The following is a 15399-nucleotide window of genomic DNA, read 5'->3' as shown; positions in this document are numbered from 1 at the left end:
CGCCACGCTGAGCGCCGCTGGCCGGCCATCCCCTGCCAACCGTCCGTGCACCGATCACGGTCGGCCATCCGCACCTGACAGTCGTGGCGGTCCCGCGACCTGTAGGAGAACCAGCCATGTCAACCGCACCGAGACGTACCGTACGCCGCGGCCTGCTCGCGGCCGGCGGCGCGAGCGCGCTGGTCGCCGCCGCCCTGATCATCCCCGCCACGGCCGCGCACGCCGCGGTCGTCTGCAGTGTCACCTACCAGGCCAACACCTGGAACGAAGGTTCCGGTGGCGGCTTCACCGCCAGCATCACGATCAACAACCGGCAGGATCCGGTCAACGGCTGGACCCTGCGTTTCACCCTGCCGTCCGGGCAGACCTTCACCCAGGGCTGGTCGGCGAACTGGAGCGGCACGTCGGGCGCGATCACCGCGACCAACGCCTCCTGGAACGGCAACCTCGGCACCGGAGCATCCACCTCGATCGGGTTCAACGGGCGCTGGACCGGCAGCTACTCCAGCCCGACCGCGTTCACCCTGAACGGGGTCGCGTGCAACGGCGGTACCGGCCCGACGACCGCTCCACCGCCCACTACGGCACCCCCGCCCACCACGGCGCCGCCGACGACCGCCCCGCCGACGACCGCGCCGCCGACGTCGCCGCCGCCGACGGGTGGTCCGCGGGTGGACAACCCGTACGTGGGTGCGGATGTGTATGTGAACCCGATCTGGAGTGCGAACGTTTCGGCGGAGCCGGGTGGTAGCCGGATCGCGAACCAGCCGACGGGTGTGTGGTTGGACCGCACCAGTGCGATCTACGGCAACAACAGCCCGACGACGGGTGACATGGGTCTGGCGGATCATCTGGATGAGGCGGTCCGGCAGGACGCGGCCAATGGCAGTCGTCCGTTGGTGGTTCAGATCGTGATCTACAACCTGCCGGGTCGTGACTGTGCGGCGTTGGCGTCCAACGGTGAGTTGGGTCCGACTGAGATCGGTGTCTACCGGACGGAGTACATCGATCCGATTCGGGAGATCATGTCGAGGGCGGAGTACCGGGCCCTGCGGATCGTGTCGGTGATCGAGATCGACTCGCTGCCGAACCTGGTCACGAACGTCGGCAGCCGGCCAGGCGCGACCGCTCAGTGCGACACCATGTTGGCCAACGGCAACTACGTCAACGGTGTCGGCTACGCCCTGGCGCAGCTCGGCTCGGTTCCCAACGTCTACAACTACGTGGACGCCGCGCACCACGGCTGGATCGGCTGGGACGACAACTTCGGCCCCACCGCCCAACTGATGGCCGAGGCCGCCCGGGCCTCCGGTAGCACGCTGGCCAACGTGCACGGCTTCATCACCAACACCGCCAACTACTCGGCGTTGCGGGAGCCGTACATCACCGTCGACTCCACCACCCGCCAGTCGTCCTGGATCGACTGGAACCAGTACAACGACGAGTTGTCGTTCGCCCAGGCGTTCCGGCAGCGGCTGGTGCAGGCCGGCTTCAACTCCGGTATCGGGATGCTGATCGACACCTCGCGTAACGGGTGGGGCGGTTCGGCCCGGCCGAGCGGGCCGAGCAACGCCAGTGACCTGAACACCCGGATCAACGAGTCGCGTATCGACCGGCGGATCCACAAGGGCAACTGGTGCAACCAGTCCGGTGCCGGTCTGGGTGAGCGGCCGACGGCCGCTCCCGCGTCCGGTATCGATGCCTACGTCTGGATCAAGCCGCCGGGTGAGTCCGACGGCTCCAGCTCGGAGATCCCGAACGACGAGGGCAAGGGCTTCGACCGGATGTGCGACCCGACCTACGGCGGTAACCCCCGTAACGGCAACAGCGCCAGTGGCGCACTGCCCGACGCGCCGGTGTCCGGACACTGGTTCTCCGCCCAGATCCGACAGCTGATGCAGAACGCGTACCCGCCGCTGTGACCAGCGGGTGGCCGCCGGGATGATCCGGCGGTGACGAGGCCTCGGCGCCGGCCGCCACTGTCCTGGCGGCCGGCCCCGTCACACCCGATACCGAAAACAGTGGGCCGGGCGGCCGACTCGCCGCCCGGCCCACTCCCGCACGCCGATCAGGGCTGGCTACGTGGCCCGTCAGGTTGCAGAGTGTCGATGAACTCGTGTGGTCCGGTCAGATCGCTGGACATCCGGGCCTGACTCGCCCGGGCCGCCATTGCCTCGGCCGCCGCGTCCGGTGCCACGCCGACCTTTTCGGCGGCGTCGACGACCTTGCCGTACGCCTGCTCGGCGAACCACAGCGCCCGCCGGTAGTCGTGCCCGGCCAAGGCGTGCTGCGCCTGTCCGAGCAGGTGGTCGGCGGCCCGTAGCTCGCCGTAGGCGCGGCGGGCACGATCACTGTCCAGCACCGCCTCGGCCAGCTGGTTCGCCGCCTCGTTGTACGCCGCGGTGCCGAACCGGTCGCTGTTGTCCCGGTCGAACTGGCTGAAGTCCCAGTTCAGGTCGATGTAGCTCATCATCGAGTTGACCTCGTCGCCGACCCAGGCGAAGAAGTAGTCGTCCTCGGGACCGTAGTCGATGCCGGTCTCGCTGTCGTAACCGTCGTGCGGGTGACTCATCCCGAGGTGGTGCCCCACCTCGTGGATCAGCGTGGTGGTGAGCCCGTATCCGGCGTCGACGATCTCGGGGGAGACGAACGCGAAGACGTACGACTGCGTACCGTCGGCGTAGTTGTCCTCGGCGAAACCCAGCGCCGGTACCGGGGTGCCCGCCGGCAGGGCGTAGCTGAACACCGGCAGCTCGTAGTCGACCCGCTCCTGGTCGTCGAGGACCCGGTCGAGTTCGAAGGTGTTCTGCAGGTAGAAATTGGCGAACGGCGGGTAGCCCAGCTCCGGGTAACAGGACTCGTCATCGATCATCGTCGCGTAGTAGCAGCGTTCGGCGTCACCCTCGAACGCGAGGTTCTGGCCGTCGTAGTCCAACACGTTGCGCCAGCGCAGCTCCCGCAGCTCCAGCTGCAGCAGCTCCTCGTCGATGTAGCGGACCGACGCGTCGACGCCCTCCCAGCCCTCGTAGACGTTGCTGTCGATGTTGATCGACTTGGGCGGGGCAGGGGCGGGCAACTCCGCCGGGTACAGCGGCGAGGTGGTGAACAGCAGGTTCAGCGCCACGTAGCGGGTGATCAGGCCGAGATCGCTGCCGAGTAGCGCAGGGGAGCGGTAGCCGTCCGCCGCGTACTCCCAGACCGGCGGCATCCGGTAGTCCTCCACCCCGTTGCCGTCGAGGTCCGGCTCGTCGACGTTCCAGTTTTCGGTCCACGACTCCGGCCCGGCCGACAGGTCGTGGAACCACACCCGGCGGGTCGTGCCGAGTCCGTTCTCCTCGTCGTCGGCGGTGGTGCCGCCCCACGCGGTGAGCTTGCGGCTGTCCCGCTCGGTGCCGAAGTTGTAGCCGGTGTCCGGGTCGGGCTCGTCGGTCTTGGTGTAGACGTGGAAACGGAAGTCCGAGCGGCCGTACCAGTTGATCAAAAAGATCGTGTTGCGTCGGGTGTCGACACCGGCCGGCGGATGCAGCGCCAGCCAGCGCTCCACGCTCGGCGCGTCGATGTGGTGGTTGTCGGTGACCGTGACCAGGTTGTTTTCCTGCTCGTTGTAGAGCTCCTGGTAGACAGTCAGCGGTGCGGGCTCGGCCAGCCGCTTCAACTCGGCGAAGAACCGTTCCTCGTAGCGCCGGTCAGCGTACTGGACCTGATAGTCGTATGTGTAGGTCAGACCGAGCTTCTCCACCTCGTCGTACCACAAGCGGGACCGGACCACCGGCTCGTAGCGCTTGGGCAGCTCGGCGAGATAGTGCGACCGACTCACCTGGGCCCGGCTGTAGCCGAGAAACACCACGTTGACCGGGACCTTTTCGGTCAACGTCGGCTGGCCGCCCGGATCGAGGTGGGCGAAGCGCGGTGGCGCTGCCTGGCTGGCCGGTGCCGCCGATACGAGCATGAGCAGTGCGGCGGCAGCCGCTGTCAGGGTAGCCGCCGCAGACCTCGTCGCTGTCCTTATCGACATCCATATCCCTCCGTGTCGACCGTCGGTGGCCGCCGGTCCGGCTGCCCACCGGTCGCGGGGGCGATCGCCTCTCCGCAGTGGACACGGTGTCATTGATCTCCAGCGCTGTAAATCCGCCGGCGCAAATCCTGGCGGACCGCCGCCGGTAGTTGCCCAGTCGGTTGAACCGGGTGCCGGCAGCAGCCGTATCCCGGGTTGACGGCGGGTGGTCCGCCGTCGATGGTGGCGCGGGAGGCGGCGTTGGGGGAGCGGGAACGCGGGTTGCGGCGGGTCACCATGCTCACCGGCGGCCTCGCCGCGGTGAGCATCGCCGGCACTGTCGGCGTGGCCATGGCGGCACACGCCGAGCACGTCGCGGACCAGGAGACGAACGTCCCGGCCGGCAGCGTCGGCAACGGGCCGGCCGGGCAGACGTCGGCCGTCGATCCCGGCGGTGCGTCGGCCGCGGTCGAGGAAGCGCCGCAGGCACCGCCCGCCGACGTGGGCACGGCCGGTGAGACAGGCGTGTCGACCGGGACGGGTACGCCGGCCGACGACCCCGAGCGCGAGCAGGCGGCCCCGGCCGGGGCGCCAGCACCGGCGGAGTTTCCGCCGGTGACCGGCGGTGGCGGCGGTCCCGGCCAAGCCACCTCCGGCGGGTCGTGAGGCGATGCCGCCACTGCTGGAGACCCTGCCGGTCGGACCCGACTGCGCCCAGTGGAACGTATGGGGGACGCTGGCGCGGCTGGTGGTGACGGAGCCGGCGGCGGTGCCGGCCGCCCGGACCATTGTCGAGGATGTGCTCGCCGCCGTCGACAGTGCCTGTAGCCGGTTTCGCCCCGATTCCGAATTGGTTCGCGCCTGCCGTGCCGGCGGATCGCCGGTGTGGGTGAGCCCACTGCTGGCCGGCCTGGTCGCGGTGGCGCTGCAGGCGGCCCGGGAGACCGACGGCGACGTCGATCCGACCGTGGGCGCCGCGCTGTGCCACCTCGGCTACGACGCCGACCTGAGATGGGTCGTCCTGCGTGACCGGTCGTCGGCACCGACGTCGTCGGCCCCACCCACAGGATTGCCGGAGCCGTCGCCGGTCGCCGGCTGGCGGCGGGTCCGGTTACAGGACTGTGAGTTGACCGTTCCCTACGGAACGCAACTCGACCTCGGTGCGACGGCGAAGGCCTGGGCCGCGGACCGGGCCGCGCGGCAGGTGGCCAGGCGGTGCCGGGTGGGTGCGCTGGTGGCGCTCGGCGGCGACATCGCCACCGCGGGTCCGGCACCGGCCGGCGGCTGGCGGGTCCGGGTGCAGGACCAACCCGGCGATCCGTACTGCGTGGTCGGCGTGCCGGCGGGAGCCGCCCTGGCCACCTCGAGCACCGTCAGCCGGCAGTGGACCGTCGGCGACACCACGATGCACCACATCGTCGATCCGCGTACCGGGCGGCCGGCGAGCCGTGTCTGGCGCACCGTCTCGGTCGCCGCGTTCAGTTGCGTACGGGCCAACACGTTGAGCACCGCGGCGCTGGTCCGTGGTGACCGCGCCGTGCCCTGGCTGACCGGGCTCGGTGCGCCGGGCCGGTTGGTGGCCGCTGACGGCAGGATCCGGACCACCGGGGACTGGTCTGCGAAAGAGGAGGCGCAGTGACGGAGGCTGGCTGGTTCGTCGCGCGGGGCACCGGGGTGATGGCACTGATCCTGCTGTCCGTGGTGGTCGTGCTGGGAGTGGGCAGCCGGTCCGGCCGGCCGGCGTTCGGGCTGCCACGGTTCGCGGTCAGCCTGGTGCACCGCAACGCCGCGCTGCTGGCCATCGGGCTGCTGGTGGTGCACGTCGTGACGCTGCTGTTCGATCCGTACGCGAAGTTGCGGGTGCTCGACCTGTTCGTGCCGTTCGGTGCCGAGTACCGGCCGCTGTACATGGGCCTGGGCACCCTGGCCAGTGACGTGATGCTGGTCCTGGTCGGCACCAGCCTGCTGCGCAGGCATCTCGGCGTACGGCTGTGGCGGGCGGTGCACTGGCTGGCGTACGCGTCGTGGCCGGCGGCGTTCGGGCACTCCATCGGAACCGGTACCGACAGTGGCGAGCGGTGGATGCTCGCGGTGTCCGCAGGCTGCCTGCTGGCCGTGTCGGGCGCGCTCGGCTGGCGCCTGCTGCTGTGGATCCGGCCCCGTCCGCGACAGACGGCTGCCGCCACTGCCACCGCTGCCACTGCCACCGGCGGACGGCGCCGAGCCGGCCGTGACTCCGGTGAGGTCAGCGTCGCGCCGGTGGACGACTGGTCGTACGGTCCTCCGCCGGACACGTACCGCCGGCCAGCGGCGGCCTATCCCGGCGCGGCCTATCCTGCGGCGGCTTACCCTGCGGCGGCTTACCCTGCGGGCCGGCACGCGAGCCCTGGCAGCGGTGTCTACCGCTCGGACGAGGACTACGGGTACCGCGGCGGTGATTCCTACCGCGGCGGCGGTTCGTACCGTGACGGCGGTTCGTACCGTGACGATGAGATGTACCGCCGTCCGCGACCCGCCGAGCGGGCGGCACCGGCCGGTGCCTGGCCCGTCGCGGAGCCGGCGCAGCCGGCCGGCAGTGCCCGCTCGCCGTGGTACGACGACGCCGACGGTTATGGTGGGGACCCGAGTACGGTCCCATCGGGGTGGCGCCGTTAGGAGTGACGACAGGTGAACGATCGCGACGGCCGCCGGCTGCAGATCGACTGGGCGGCTTGTGACGGTCGCGGGCTCTGCATCGAGTTGTTGCCCGAGATGCTGACCCGCGATGACTGGGGGTTCCCGGTCTCGCGTGACGGCGACCGGGAGCCGATGGTCCCGGTCGAACTGCGACGGCACGCGGAGCGTGCCGTCGCGAACTGTCCTGAGCTCGCGTTGCGGCTGATCCCGTCGCAGCCGTCGGCCCGGCGTCGTTGACGACCTCGCCCGGCCGAGCACTAGCATGGTCGGGTGCCTCGCCAGCGCCGGCGTGGTGCGGTGAGCAGGACGTGACGGACAGATATGACCAACGACGACAGCAGCCGGACCTCCCGGCTGCGTCCGGTGCTGAGCCGGGCGGAGCACGCCGCTGGCGTGCAGCGGGGTGACCTTGTCGAGCGTGCCGGCTACCTCATCCAGCCGGGCTGCCGCCTGAGTCAGATCGTGAGTGGCCGCCCGCCCGGAATCACCACGCACCAATGGAGTGTCGCGACCCGCGCGCAGTTGGATTTCGTCGTGTGCGACGGCGACGGGTACCACCCGGTCTTCGCGGTCGACTTCGTGGATCCGGGGGGTCGGACGGCGCACCAGCAGCGGGACGAGCGGATGACCGACGCGGTGTGCGCGGCGCTCGGTCTGGAACTTCTGCGGATAGAGTCGGCGGTGCTGGCGCCGGCTGGGCCCGGCCGGCGGATCGTCGAATACGTACTGGACGCGCGGAGGTTCCAGGAAGCGGGACGGCAACCAGGGCAGGAACCGGCAGCGGAAACGCCCGAGGCGATCAGCGTGATCAGCTATCGGGACATCATCGGCCGGCTGCCGGACGGCCGCACGGGCTACGTCAACGATCTGGGCGCGGTTGCGCGGGCCCGGGCGGTCGACGCATTCGTCGGTCGGCAGCTGGTGGATCCGCTGTTGCGCGGTCTGCACGCCAGTTGGCGGGACGGGTCCGCCGAGGGCTGGGCATGGTTGGCCGTACGCGAGAACCTTTTCCTGTTTGAGCGGGTACGAATCTGGCCGCACCGGCTGCAATGTGGGATAGAACCTGGACGATTCGTCGAGGATCTGGCCGCGGCGGCGATCGGCGAGCGGTTGAAGGGTCTTGAGCTAGGCGAACCGAACCTGCGTGAACGCGACGCACTGAGCCGGGAGCTGCACCTGCTGCGTTCGCGTCGGGCCGAGATGGCCGGCGAGTTCGCCTTTGAACACGTTTCCTTCGGCTGACCGTCGGTGCCGGTCGACCCGATGCCGGTTGGCGCCGACGGACTTCCGCCCTGCTGCCTGGGCCCGCTGAGCCTGCCGGCAGCGCCGTCGGCGCCGAAACCGTGACGCGCTCAGCCCTTGTGGTACGCCGCGATCACGTTCGCCGGGATCCGCCCGCGCTCCGAGACCGTGTAGCCGTTCTTGGCAGCCCATTCGCGGATGGCTCGGTTCTGCTCGCGGTCGGAGCGTGCGGGTGCCGCGAACCCGCCCCGGCCACGTGCGGTCGCCGCGCTGCGGCTCACCCGGGTCCCGGCGGCGATGTAGGCGTCGAGCGCTTTGCGCAGCTTGCCGGCGTTCTTCTCGGACAGATCTATGGTGTAACTGACGCCGTCCAGCGAGAACTCCACCGTGCGATCAGCCTCGCTGCCGTCAAGGTCGTCGGTCAGCAGAGTAATGACTTTCTTGGCCACAGATGCTCACTCCTCGGGATACGGCCGTGTTCGGAATTGAGTCTGACGCATTGGCATGTGATTCCGCAACACTTCTGACATTGTCTGCGGCTGGTGCAGGGTGGCAGAGGCCCCTGCGGGATCTCGTTCCTCGCTCAATAAGTGCCGGTCAGACTGCCCTTACCGCTGCCGAATCCCTGGTTCGGCGCGGTCAATGCCGTACTCGACGGTACCGACCATGATCGTCCGCGACCTTCCCGTACGACCGCTTCCGCGCGACGTGACCTGGCCGTGGTTCCGGCGTGGGATGGCCCACAATCCATTACCGGGCGGACGGCGACTCACTACGATAGGGGTGCAGCGATGATCGCCTGGTTCAGGCGGCGACCGTAGCATGTGGTGAGCGTCCGGTTCGGACACTCGTTCGCTGCCGTTTGATGGACGTGGGCACCGGCTGGGGGCATATGCCGCCAGCCGGTGCTCATGTGCGTTTTCCATGAAGCGGCCCCGCTGGTCGGACCAGCGGGGCCTTGTCGTCGTACTGCTGTGGGTCGGTCAGCGCAACCAGGCGTTCTGCCGCACCACCGGAAGTCCCTGCCACCAGGCCGCGACGCTGTACCGCAGGCCGGCGCCGGTCGCCGCCAGGCCCAGCAAGACTGTGGCGTAGACCAAGTGGTCGTCGAGGAATGGGTTGTTCGCGATCGGCAGCGACGCGAGCCACATCAGGCTCAACAACACGGTGCCGGAAACGGCCGCCACCCACATTCCGACACCGAGGATCAGCGCGACCCCGATGCCCAGCAGCCCGACCATGAACAGCCAGTCCGCCCAGGCCTGCCCCGCCATGCCGCTGAAGAAGCCGCCGAACGGGCCCTCGACATTGCTCAGGAAACCGGTGGTCGGCGACCCGCCGTTCAACCAGGCCCGCTCGCTCGGGGTCGCCTTGCCCAAGCCGATCAGCTTGTCCAGGAACGCCCAGAGGAAGACGAAGCCCAGTGCCACCCGGGCCACCGCCCAGACCGCTTCGCCGAACCTCGGTGCCGCAGGGGTGCTGGACTGCGTCAAGGCACCGGCCGTCGCGGATGCCGGGTGAGTAGTGTGTGCCATCTCGATCCCTCCCCAACTTCTTATGATCGATGTCGGTTGGTACCTTGCCGTCCGACACACCAATCATCTGGGGTTGGCAGGGTGACCTGGCAGGGCCACAAGTCCCACAGCACAGGTGCCGTAGGTCGACTCCGCGTAGGTCCTGCGCACCGACGTAGTGCCTGGCTACCGCGCTGCCGGTGCCGCCCGGCGGGAGGACCCCCGGGCGTGCTGCAGCAACGCGATCAACACGTCCTTGCCCGACGCGCGTTCGCGGGCGTCGCACAGGACCACCGGCACTTCCGGATCGAGATTCAGCGCGAGCTGGACCTCCTCCATGGCGTACCGGCGGGCCCCGTCGAAGCAGTTCACCGCGACGATGAACGGCGTCCCCCGTTGTTCGAAGTAGTCGATGGACGGGAAACAGTCGGCGAGGCGGCGGGTGTCGGCCAGCACCACCGCCCCGAGCGCCCCGAGGGACAGTTCGTCCCACATGAATAGGAACCGGTCCTGCCCTGGCGTCCCGAACAGGTACAGGACCAGATCCTTGCTCACCGTGATCCGGCCGAAGTCCATCGCGACCGTGGTCGTCGTCTTGCCCTCGACCCCGGAGACGTCATCGACGGCGACGCCGACCTCGGTCAGCAACTCCTCGGTCCGTAGCGGGCGGGTCTCGCTGACCGCGCCGACCATTGTCGTCTTGCCCACCCCGAACCCACCGGCGATGAGGATCTTCACCGCGGTCGGTGTGGCGACCCTGCCGCCGGGCTGCTCAGAGCGCTCGTAGTCCATTGATAACCGCCTCGAATACGCTGTCGTCGGTGGGTGTCGACGCCGGCCGGGGCTCCTGTACCTGCACGAGCGTGTGCTCAAGCAGGTCGCCGAGAAGGACCCGGACGGTGCCCAGGGGCAGGTCCAGATAAGCCGCGACCTCGGCCACCGACAGCGGCTCGTGGCAACGGTCGAGGATGGCCACATGCTCCGGACCGAGGCCGGCGTCGGACGGAGGTGTCCGCTGGGTGGCCAGGACCAGCGAGATGAGGTCGAACCGGCCGCGGCTGGGGCGGGTCCGACCACGGGTCATCGCGTACGGTCGGACCACCGGACCGGCGTGGTCGTCGACCCACTGGTCCTGGCCGGAATCATCGGGCTGACTCATCGTGGCAGGTTTATTTCTCTGTGGGGGTGGTCTCGCTGGGCCGGGTACGTGAGGCCAGATACTTCCCGGCCCGGGTGACCAGCATGGCCATCTCGTAAGCGATCAGACCGACGTCGGTCTCCTCGCTGGCGAGCACCGCCAGGCACGCGCCGTGCCCAGCGGCGGTGACGAACAGGAACGACGATTCCATCTCGATGATGGTCTGACGTACCGAGCCACCACGGAACCGCTTGCCCGCGCCACGGGCGAGGCTCTGGATCCCGGCTGCCAGCGCGGCCAGGTGCTCTCCGTCGTCCCGGCCCAGGTCGCGCGACGAGGCCATCAGCAGGCCGTCCACGGAAAGGACGATGGCATGCTCGGCCTGCTTGACCCGGCCGACCAGATCATCGAGCAACCAGGTCAGGTCCGCGATCGAGGCGGTCTGCTGCATCAGTCGTTCTCCTCTTCGTACCGGCACAGGTGGCTGTCAGCGACCGTGTCGGCAGGTACTGGTCATCACTGGCCGGTTCCGCCACCGGCGGGGGGATCCTCGTCCGGCGGTACCGCCGGCTCCTGCGACAGTCGGGCCGCGTCCGACCGGCCCTGCCGGGTGCCGCTCTGGTACGCGCTCATCATGCGCAGCACCTGTTCGGGCGGGCGGACGCTACCGGTGTCGGTGTCGGGCTGTCTCAGCTCACCTCGCTCCGCCGCGGTATCGGGTACGGCCCTGGGCTGTGCGCTCGCGGCCGGCCTACGCCGCACCGGGAGTCCGGACGGGGTGTAGGTCGACGTCCGCGGCGGTCCGGGCAGTCGCTCCGGCTGCTCCTGCCCACCCGCACCGGTGGCGACCTCGCCAGGAGGCTGCGCGGTGACCACCGGCACGACCGCACGTATCGTTTCGTGTCGCTCGGATCGCTCGGGCTGCGCCGGTGCGATGTCGTCGATTCTCGGCATCGGTCGACCGACAGTGGTCATCGTCATGACCGCCGGCAACTGTCCGGTCTGCCCGCCGTCGCCGTCCGACGACAGGCCGGCGGCGGTAGCGGCGGCAGCAGCGGTAGGAACCGCGGTGACCACGGCGGTGATCAGGTCGGGCGGGATCAGCACGACCGCGGTGGTGCCGCCGTACGGCGATTCCTTCAGGTGCACCCGAATTCCGGTCCGCTCGGTCAGCCGGCTGACCACGAACAGGCCCAGCCGTACCGTGCTGGACAGTCGGAATTCCGGATGGCTGGTGATGCGCTCGTTCGCCGCGTCGCGATCCTCCTGCGCCATGCCCAGCCCGCGGTCCTCGACCTCCACGACGTATCCGTTGGCGACGAGTTGCCCCTTCACCTGAACGGTGGTGTGGGGCGGGGAGAACGACAACGCGTTTTCGACCAGTTCCGCCAGCAGGTGGATGACGTCGGCGACGGCACGGCCGGCCAACGCGACCTGCCCGGCCGGCAGCACCATGACCCGGGTGTAGTCCTCCACCTCGGCCACGGCACCGCGGATGACGTCCATCATGGGTACGTCGCGGCGCCAGGTGCGCCCCGGCGTCGATCCGGAGAGAACGATCAGGTTCTCGGCGTTGCGCCGCATCCGGGTAGCGAGGTGGTCCACCCGGAACAGTTCTTCGAGCTTGTCGGCGTCGTCTTCGCGCCGCTCCATCGTGTCGAGCAGGGTCAGCTGACGGTGCACCAACGCCTGGGTCCGTCGGGCCAGGCTGAGGAACACGTCACGGACGCTGCGCCGCAGTTCGGCCTGCTCCACGGCGGTGCGTACCGCGGTCTCCTGCACCTGGTTGAACGCGCGCCCGACCTGGCCGATCTCATCCGCACCGAACTCCAACGGTGGAGCCTCGGCCGCCACGTCGACCTCCTCGCCCCGGCCGAGGCGCTCCACCACGCCGGGCAGCCGTTCGGTGGCCAGCCGGTGCGCGGCGTCGCGCAACCGCTCCAGCTGCGCCACGATCGCCCGCGCGGTGGTGATCGAGATGATGATCGACGCGATGACCGCGAACATGCCGAGGCCGGCCGCGAGCAGCAACCGCAGCAGCACCAGCAGGGCGACCGGAACCGCCCGGTCGACCACGTCGTCACCGCCGGCGAGCACGATCCGGTGCAGTTCGGCCAGGGTGGACTCGGCCGCCGGCCGCCACTGCTCGTCGCTGATCGGCACCTGACCGCCGGTGCGTGGGGCGGTCGTGATCCGCTCCTGGGCGGCGCGGAAGTTCCGGTGGTCCGTGCCGTCGACCACCTCGGCGTAGCGGGCCTGGTCCAACTCCGGCAGCCGTGCCACGACGCTGTCGGTGAGGAACCGCTCCGCGCCGACCAACTGGACGAACCGGGTGTGCTCGGCCGGGGTCAGCTGTCCGGCGGCGAGCACACCGGCGATCAGGGCGTCCTGCTGGGCGATGAGCTCCCGGGCCCGGTTCAGGTCGATCAGGGTCGCGGTGTCCTCGGCGATGTTGCGCTCGTCGAGGTTGCCGAGGGCGTCGAACATCCCGAAGATGGCCGCGATCGCCGTGGTGTATGCCTCGACCGTGGAGGTGCGGTCGATGTTGCTGGAGTCGACGCTGATCCGGACGGGTTCGAGATCGTCGAGCCGGCTGACGACCTCGTCGACCTGGGCGGCGAGTTGGTCGTGCGCGGCCAGATCGACCCACCAGTTCTGGGCCGACGCCGCGAAGCTGTCGGCCAGCCGCTGGTTGTCCGTACGCACCCGCGCCAGTTCGGTACGGCGCTGTTCGGTCGGGTCGCCGAGGTATTCGGCCGCCAGCCGGCGTTCCGCCTGCAGACCGAGCAGCAGCGGCTCGCTCGGTTGGTAGATCCGGCTGTCATAGGTCTGTACCCACAGCAGGTTGAGACCGTCGCGCACGGTGACCCAGGCCGCGAATATCCACAGCGCGCAGAGCGACACCAGGAGGGCGACAATCTTGGTACGCAGGCGAAAACCGCGCGAAGCCATTACACCGTCCCCGGCTGGACCTACGAATGAACGTCAGTTGCCTGCTACTGCTGTGTGCTCGTACGGCCGGTGGGCCGCGGCCATCGGCGAGCGCATGGGCACGGCGCACGCTAGCAGCGTCGCGGTGTACGGCTCAAGCGTGCCTGTTGACGCCGGTGGCCATGGTGTGGACGAGATGTCCGGCGGCGGTGATGGTGGCTCGTACCACCCGCCCGGGCCGGTACAGATCCTTGTCGTGCCACAGCGGCGGGCCGGTATCGGCGTCGGACCGTCCGAGGTGGGCGGAGCCGGCCCGGGCCGCCCGCAGCATCCGCCGGCTGGGCGGATCCGCCGTGGCGAGCAGCACGTGCAGCGCGTACCCGGTTTCCTCGCCGGTGCCGTACCAACGACCCCACGATCCGTCCGCGCGCTGCGTGCGCAGCACCCAGTCCACCGAGCGCAGCACCGCCGCCGCGGCCCGTGCTCCGACTCCGCCGGCGTGCAGCGCGAGCGCGCACGTCGCGGTCGCGTAGTAGGGCGAGGCGTGCCAGCGGTCCTGCCACGAGCCGTCCGGTTGCTGCTGGTCACACAGCCAGTTGGTAACCGCCCGCCGGTGGACCGCCAGCCAGCTGGTGTGCCGGCGTCCGGCCACCGCGCCGACGACGTCGGAGGCGCTGAAGGCGTCGAGGACGTGTGCGTTGGTGGTCACCGAGGCGCCGTCCTCACCTGGCCAGGTGGCGAAATGGTCACCCGCCTGGAAGGCCAGCAGCGCCGTCGGGTCGGCGGGCTGGCCGAGTAGCGCCAGTGCGTGCAGGACGACCGCGGTGGTGTCGGCGTCCGGTGGCAGGCCGGCTCCGGCAGTCGCGCCGTCGGGGGTGACGGCGTCCCGCAGACTGGCGGCCAGCTCCGGTGGTACGAGGACCGGAACGTCGGCGCGCAGGAGGGCGGCCAGCACCCAGGCGCGTTCGAAGGTGGCGATCGGGGCGGCGCACGGCACCGGGCCGGTGTGCCGGCGTACCACCGAGTCGAGGTAGCGGCGGGCGGCTCCGGCACCGGGCCGATCCGGTACGGAAGAGCCGCCCGCCGCCAGCCAGGCGGCGGTTGCCGCCGGCGAGCCGCCGATGGTGCCGCAGGCCTCGGGCGTGACCTCTACCGCGACCGGCGACCCGGCCTGCCGCCATCCGGCCCGCCGCCATCCAGCCTGCTGCGATCCGATTCGCTGCGATCCGATCTGCGGGGCCGCGGTCCACTCCTCGTCCAACGCCTCGAACGCGTGCAGCAGCTTGATCGGCAGTTCGCGACCGGTGGCGAGTAGCGTCCGGACGGCCTGCGGCCGGCCCGAGTCCAGCGGCGGTGGCAGTCGCAGCGGCGGTTGCCCGGCGGCTGGGACGGAGTCGCAGCCCGGTCGCAGCCTCCGGTTCACCGCCGTGATCAACGCCGGCACGATGAGGTCGACGGCCGGTGTGTCGGCCAGTCCGCCCGCCGCGGCGGCGGTGAGCAGCTTGCGCGCGGCGGCCAGACCCCGGTCGGCCGCGGCGGCCAGCTGCGTCGCCGGCAGGGTGTCCGCCAGTACCCGGCCGGTCGGCTCCGACGTCGGACCGACGACGCCCAGCAGCGCTTCGGTGGCGCTCAACGTCGGTACCAACGCGTACCCGCCCGGCATGCCCCAGCTGCCGTCGGGCTGCTGACTGGCGACGAGGTAGCGAATCCGCGCGTGATGACCGGCCAGCCATGGTGCCCGACTGACCAGCCGGGCGGTTTCGTAGACGGAGACGCTGCTGTGCCCCCAGGGGTCTGCGGCGAGCTGGTCGACGGTCTCCTGCGCGACCCGCGTCCACTGGTCACGCAGCGGCGGCGCGGTCCGGCCCCGGACCTCGTCGAGGGTCACCGTGCGTCCCGGTGAT

Annotated in this window: 14 protein-coding genes; 6 read left to right on the top strand and 8 right to left on the bottom strand. The window is 70.1% G+C overall.

Going from position 1 to position 15399, the window contains the following annotated elements; translation table 11 throughout:
- Positions 1–116 precede the first annotated feature (116 nt).
- A complete protein-coding gene (locus ACN27F_RS05615; RefSeq protein WP_421431538.1) occupies positions 117–1922 on the top strand; it encodes a glycoside hydrolase family 6 protein in 1806 nt (601 codons plus the stop codon).
- Positions 1923–2068: 146 nt separating this feature from the next.
- Here the strand turns inward: ACN27F_RS05615 and ACN27F_RS05610 are convergent, their stop codons facing one another.
- Entirely contained in the window at positions 2069–4015 is a 1947-nt protein-coding gene (locus ACN27F_RS05610; RefSeq protein WP_421431537.1) for a hypothetical protein, read from the bottom strand.
- 219 nt (positions 4016–4234) lie between these two features.
- Here ACN27F_RS05610 and ACN27F_RS05605 point away from each other — a divergent pair, with 219 nt between their 5' ends.
- From ACN27F_RS05605 to ACN27F_RS05585, 5 genes are all read left to right on the top strand, one after another.
- Positions 4235–4660, top strand: coding sequence for a hypothetical protein (locus ACN27F_RS05605; protein ID WP_421431536.1), 426 nt, complete (start codon positions 4235–4237; stop codon positions 4658–4660).
- A gap of 4 nt (positions 4661–4664) precedes the next feature.
- A complete protein-coding gene (locus ACN27F_RS05600; protein WP_421431535.1) occupies positions 4665–5633 on the top strand; it encodes an FAD:protein FMN transferase in 969 nt (322 codons plus the stop codon).
- Positions 5630–6649 carry a ferric reductase-like transmembrane domain-containing protein gene (locus ACN27F_RS05595; protein ID WP_421431534.1) on the top strand — a complete coding sequence of 340 codons (1020 nt, stop codon included), beginning with the start codon at positions 5630–5632 and terminating at the stop codon, positions 6647–6649. Before ACN27F_RS05600 ends, ACN27F_RS05595 begins: the two co-directional genes overlap by 4 nt.
- 12 nt (positions 6650–6661) lie before the next feature.
- Entirely contained in the window at positions 6662–6907 is a 246-nt protein-coding gene (locus ACN27F_RS05590; RefSeq protein ID WP_421431533.1) for a ferredoxin, read from the top strand.
- Positions 6908–6991: 84 nt separating this feature from the next.
- The gene (locus tag ACN27F_RS05585; protein WP_421431532.1) at positions 6992–7912 is read left to right on the top strand and encodes a DUF2726 domain-containing protein; all 921 of its coding nucleotides are present in this window, start codon (positions 6992–6994) and stop codon (positions 7910–7912) included.
- A gap of 110 nt (positions 7913–8022) precedes the next feature.
- Here the strand turns inward: ACN27F_RS05585 and ACN27F_RS05580 are convergent, their stop codons facing one another.
- The 7 genes from ACN27F_RS05580 to ACN27F_RS05550 all read right to left on the bottom strand — a co-directional run bounded on the left by ACN27F_RS05580 (position 8023) and on the right by ACN27F_RS05550 (position 15383).
- Positions 8023–8361: a histone-like nucleoid-structuring protein Lsr2 gene (locus ACN27F_RS05580; protein ID WP_421431531.1), complete on the bottom strand. Its 339-nt coding sequence runs from the start codon at positions 8359–8361 to the stop codon at positions 8023–8025.
- A gap of 534 nt (positions 8362–8895) precedes the next feature.
- Positions 8896–9447, bottom strand: a complete 552-nt coding sequence (locus ACN27F_RS05575; protein WP_421431530.1) for a hypothetical protein — start codon at positions 9445–9447, stop codon at positions 8896–8898.
- Between the two features lie 165 nt (positions 9448–9612).
- Positions 9613–10218 carry a GTP-binding protein gene (locus tag ACN27F_RS05570; RefSeq protein ID WP_421431529.1) on the bottom strand — a complete coding sequence of 202 codons (606 nt, stop codon included), beginning with the start codon at positions 10216–10218 and terminating at the stop codon, positions 9613–9615.
- Complete coding sequence (locus ACN27F_RS05565; RefSeq protein WP_421431528.1) at positions 10199–10585, bottom strand: DUF742 domain-containing protein; 387 nt, start codon at positions 10583–10585, stop codon at positions 10199–10201. Before ACN27F_RS05565 ends, ACN27F_RS05570 begins: the two co-directional genes overlap by 20 nt.
- Before the next feature lie 10 nt (positions 10586–10595).
- Positions 10596–11015 (bottom strand): roadblock/LC7 domain-containing protein, encoded by a 420-nt coding sequence (locus ACN27F_RS05560; RefSeq protein ID WP_421431527.1) that lies wholly within the window; start codon positions 11013–11015, stop codon positions 10596–10598.
- A gap of 65 nt (positions 11016–11080) precedes the next feature.
- Positions 11081–13516: a nitrate- and nitrite sensing domain-containing protein gene (locus ACN27F_RS05555; RefSeq protein WP_421431526.1), complete on the bottom strand. Its 2436-nt coding sequence runs from the start codon at positions 13514–13516 to the stop codon at positions 11081–11083.
- 133 nt (positions 13517–13649) lie between these two features.
- The gene (locus tag ACN27F_RS05550) at positions 13650–15383 is read right to left on the bottom strand and encodes a prenyltransferase (RefSeq protein WP_421431525.1); all 1734 of its coding nucleotides are present in this window, start codon (positions 15381–15383) and stop codon (positions 13650–13652) included.
- Positions 15384–15399 lie beyond the last annotated feature (16 nt).

Origin of the sequence: Solwaraspora sp. WMMB335, assembly GCF_049179075.1 — a bacterium.
Taxonomy (GTDB): Bacteria; Actinomycetota; Actinomycetes; order Mycobacteriales; family Micromonosporaceae; genus Micromonospora_E.
This window is presented reverse-complemented; position numbering and strand designations above follow the sequence as displayed.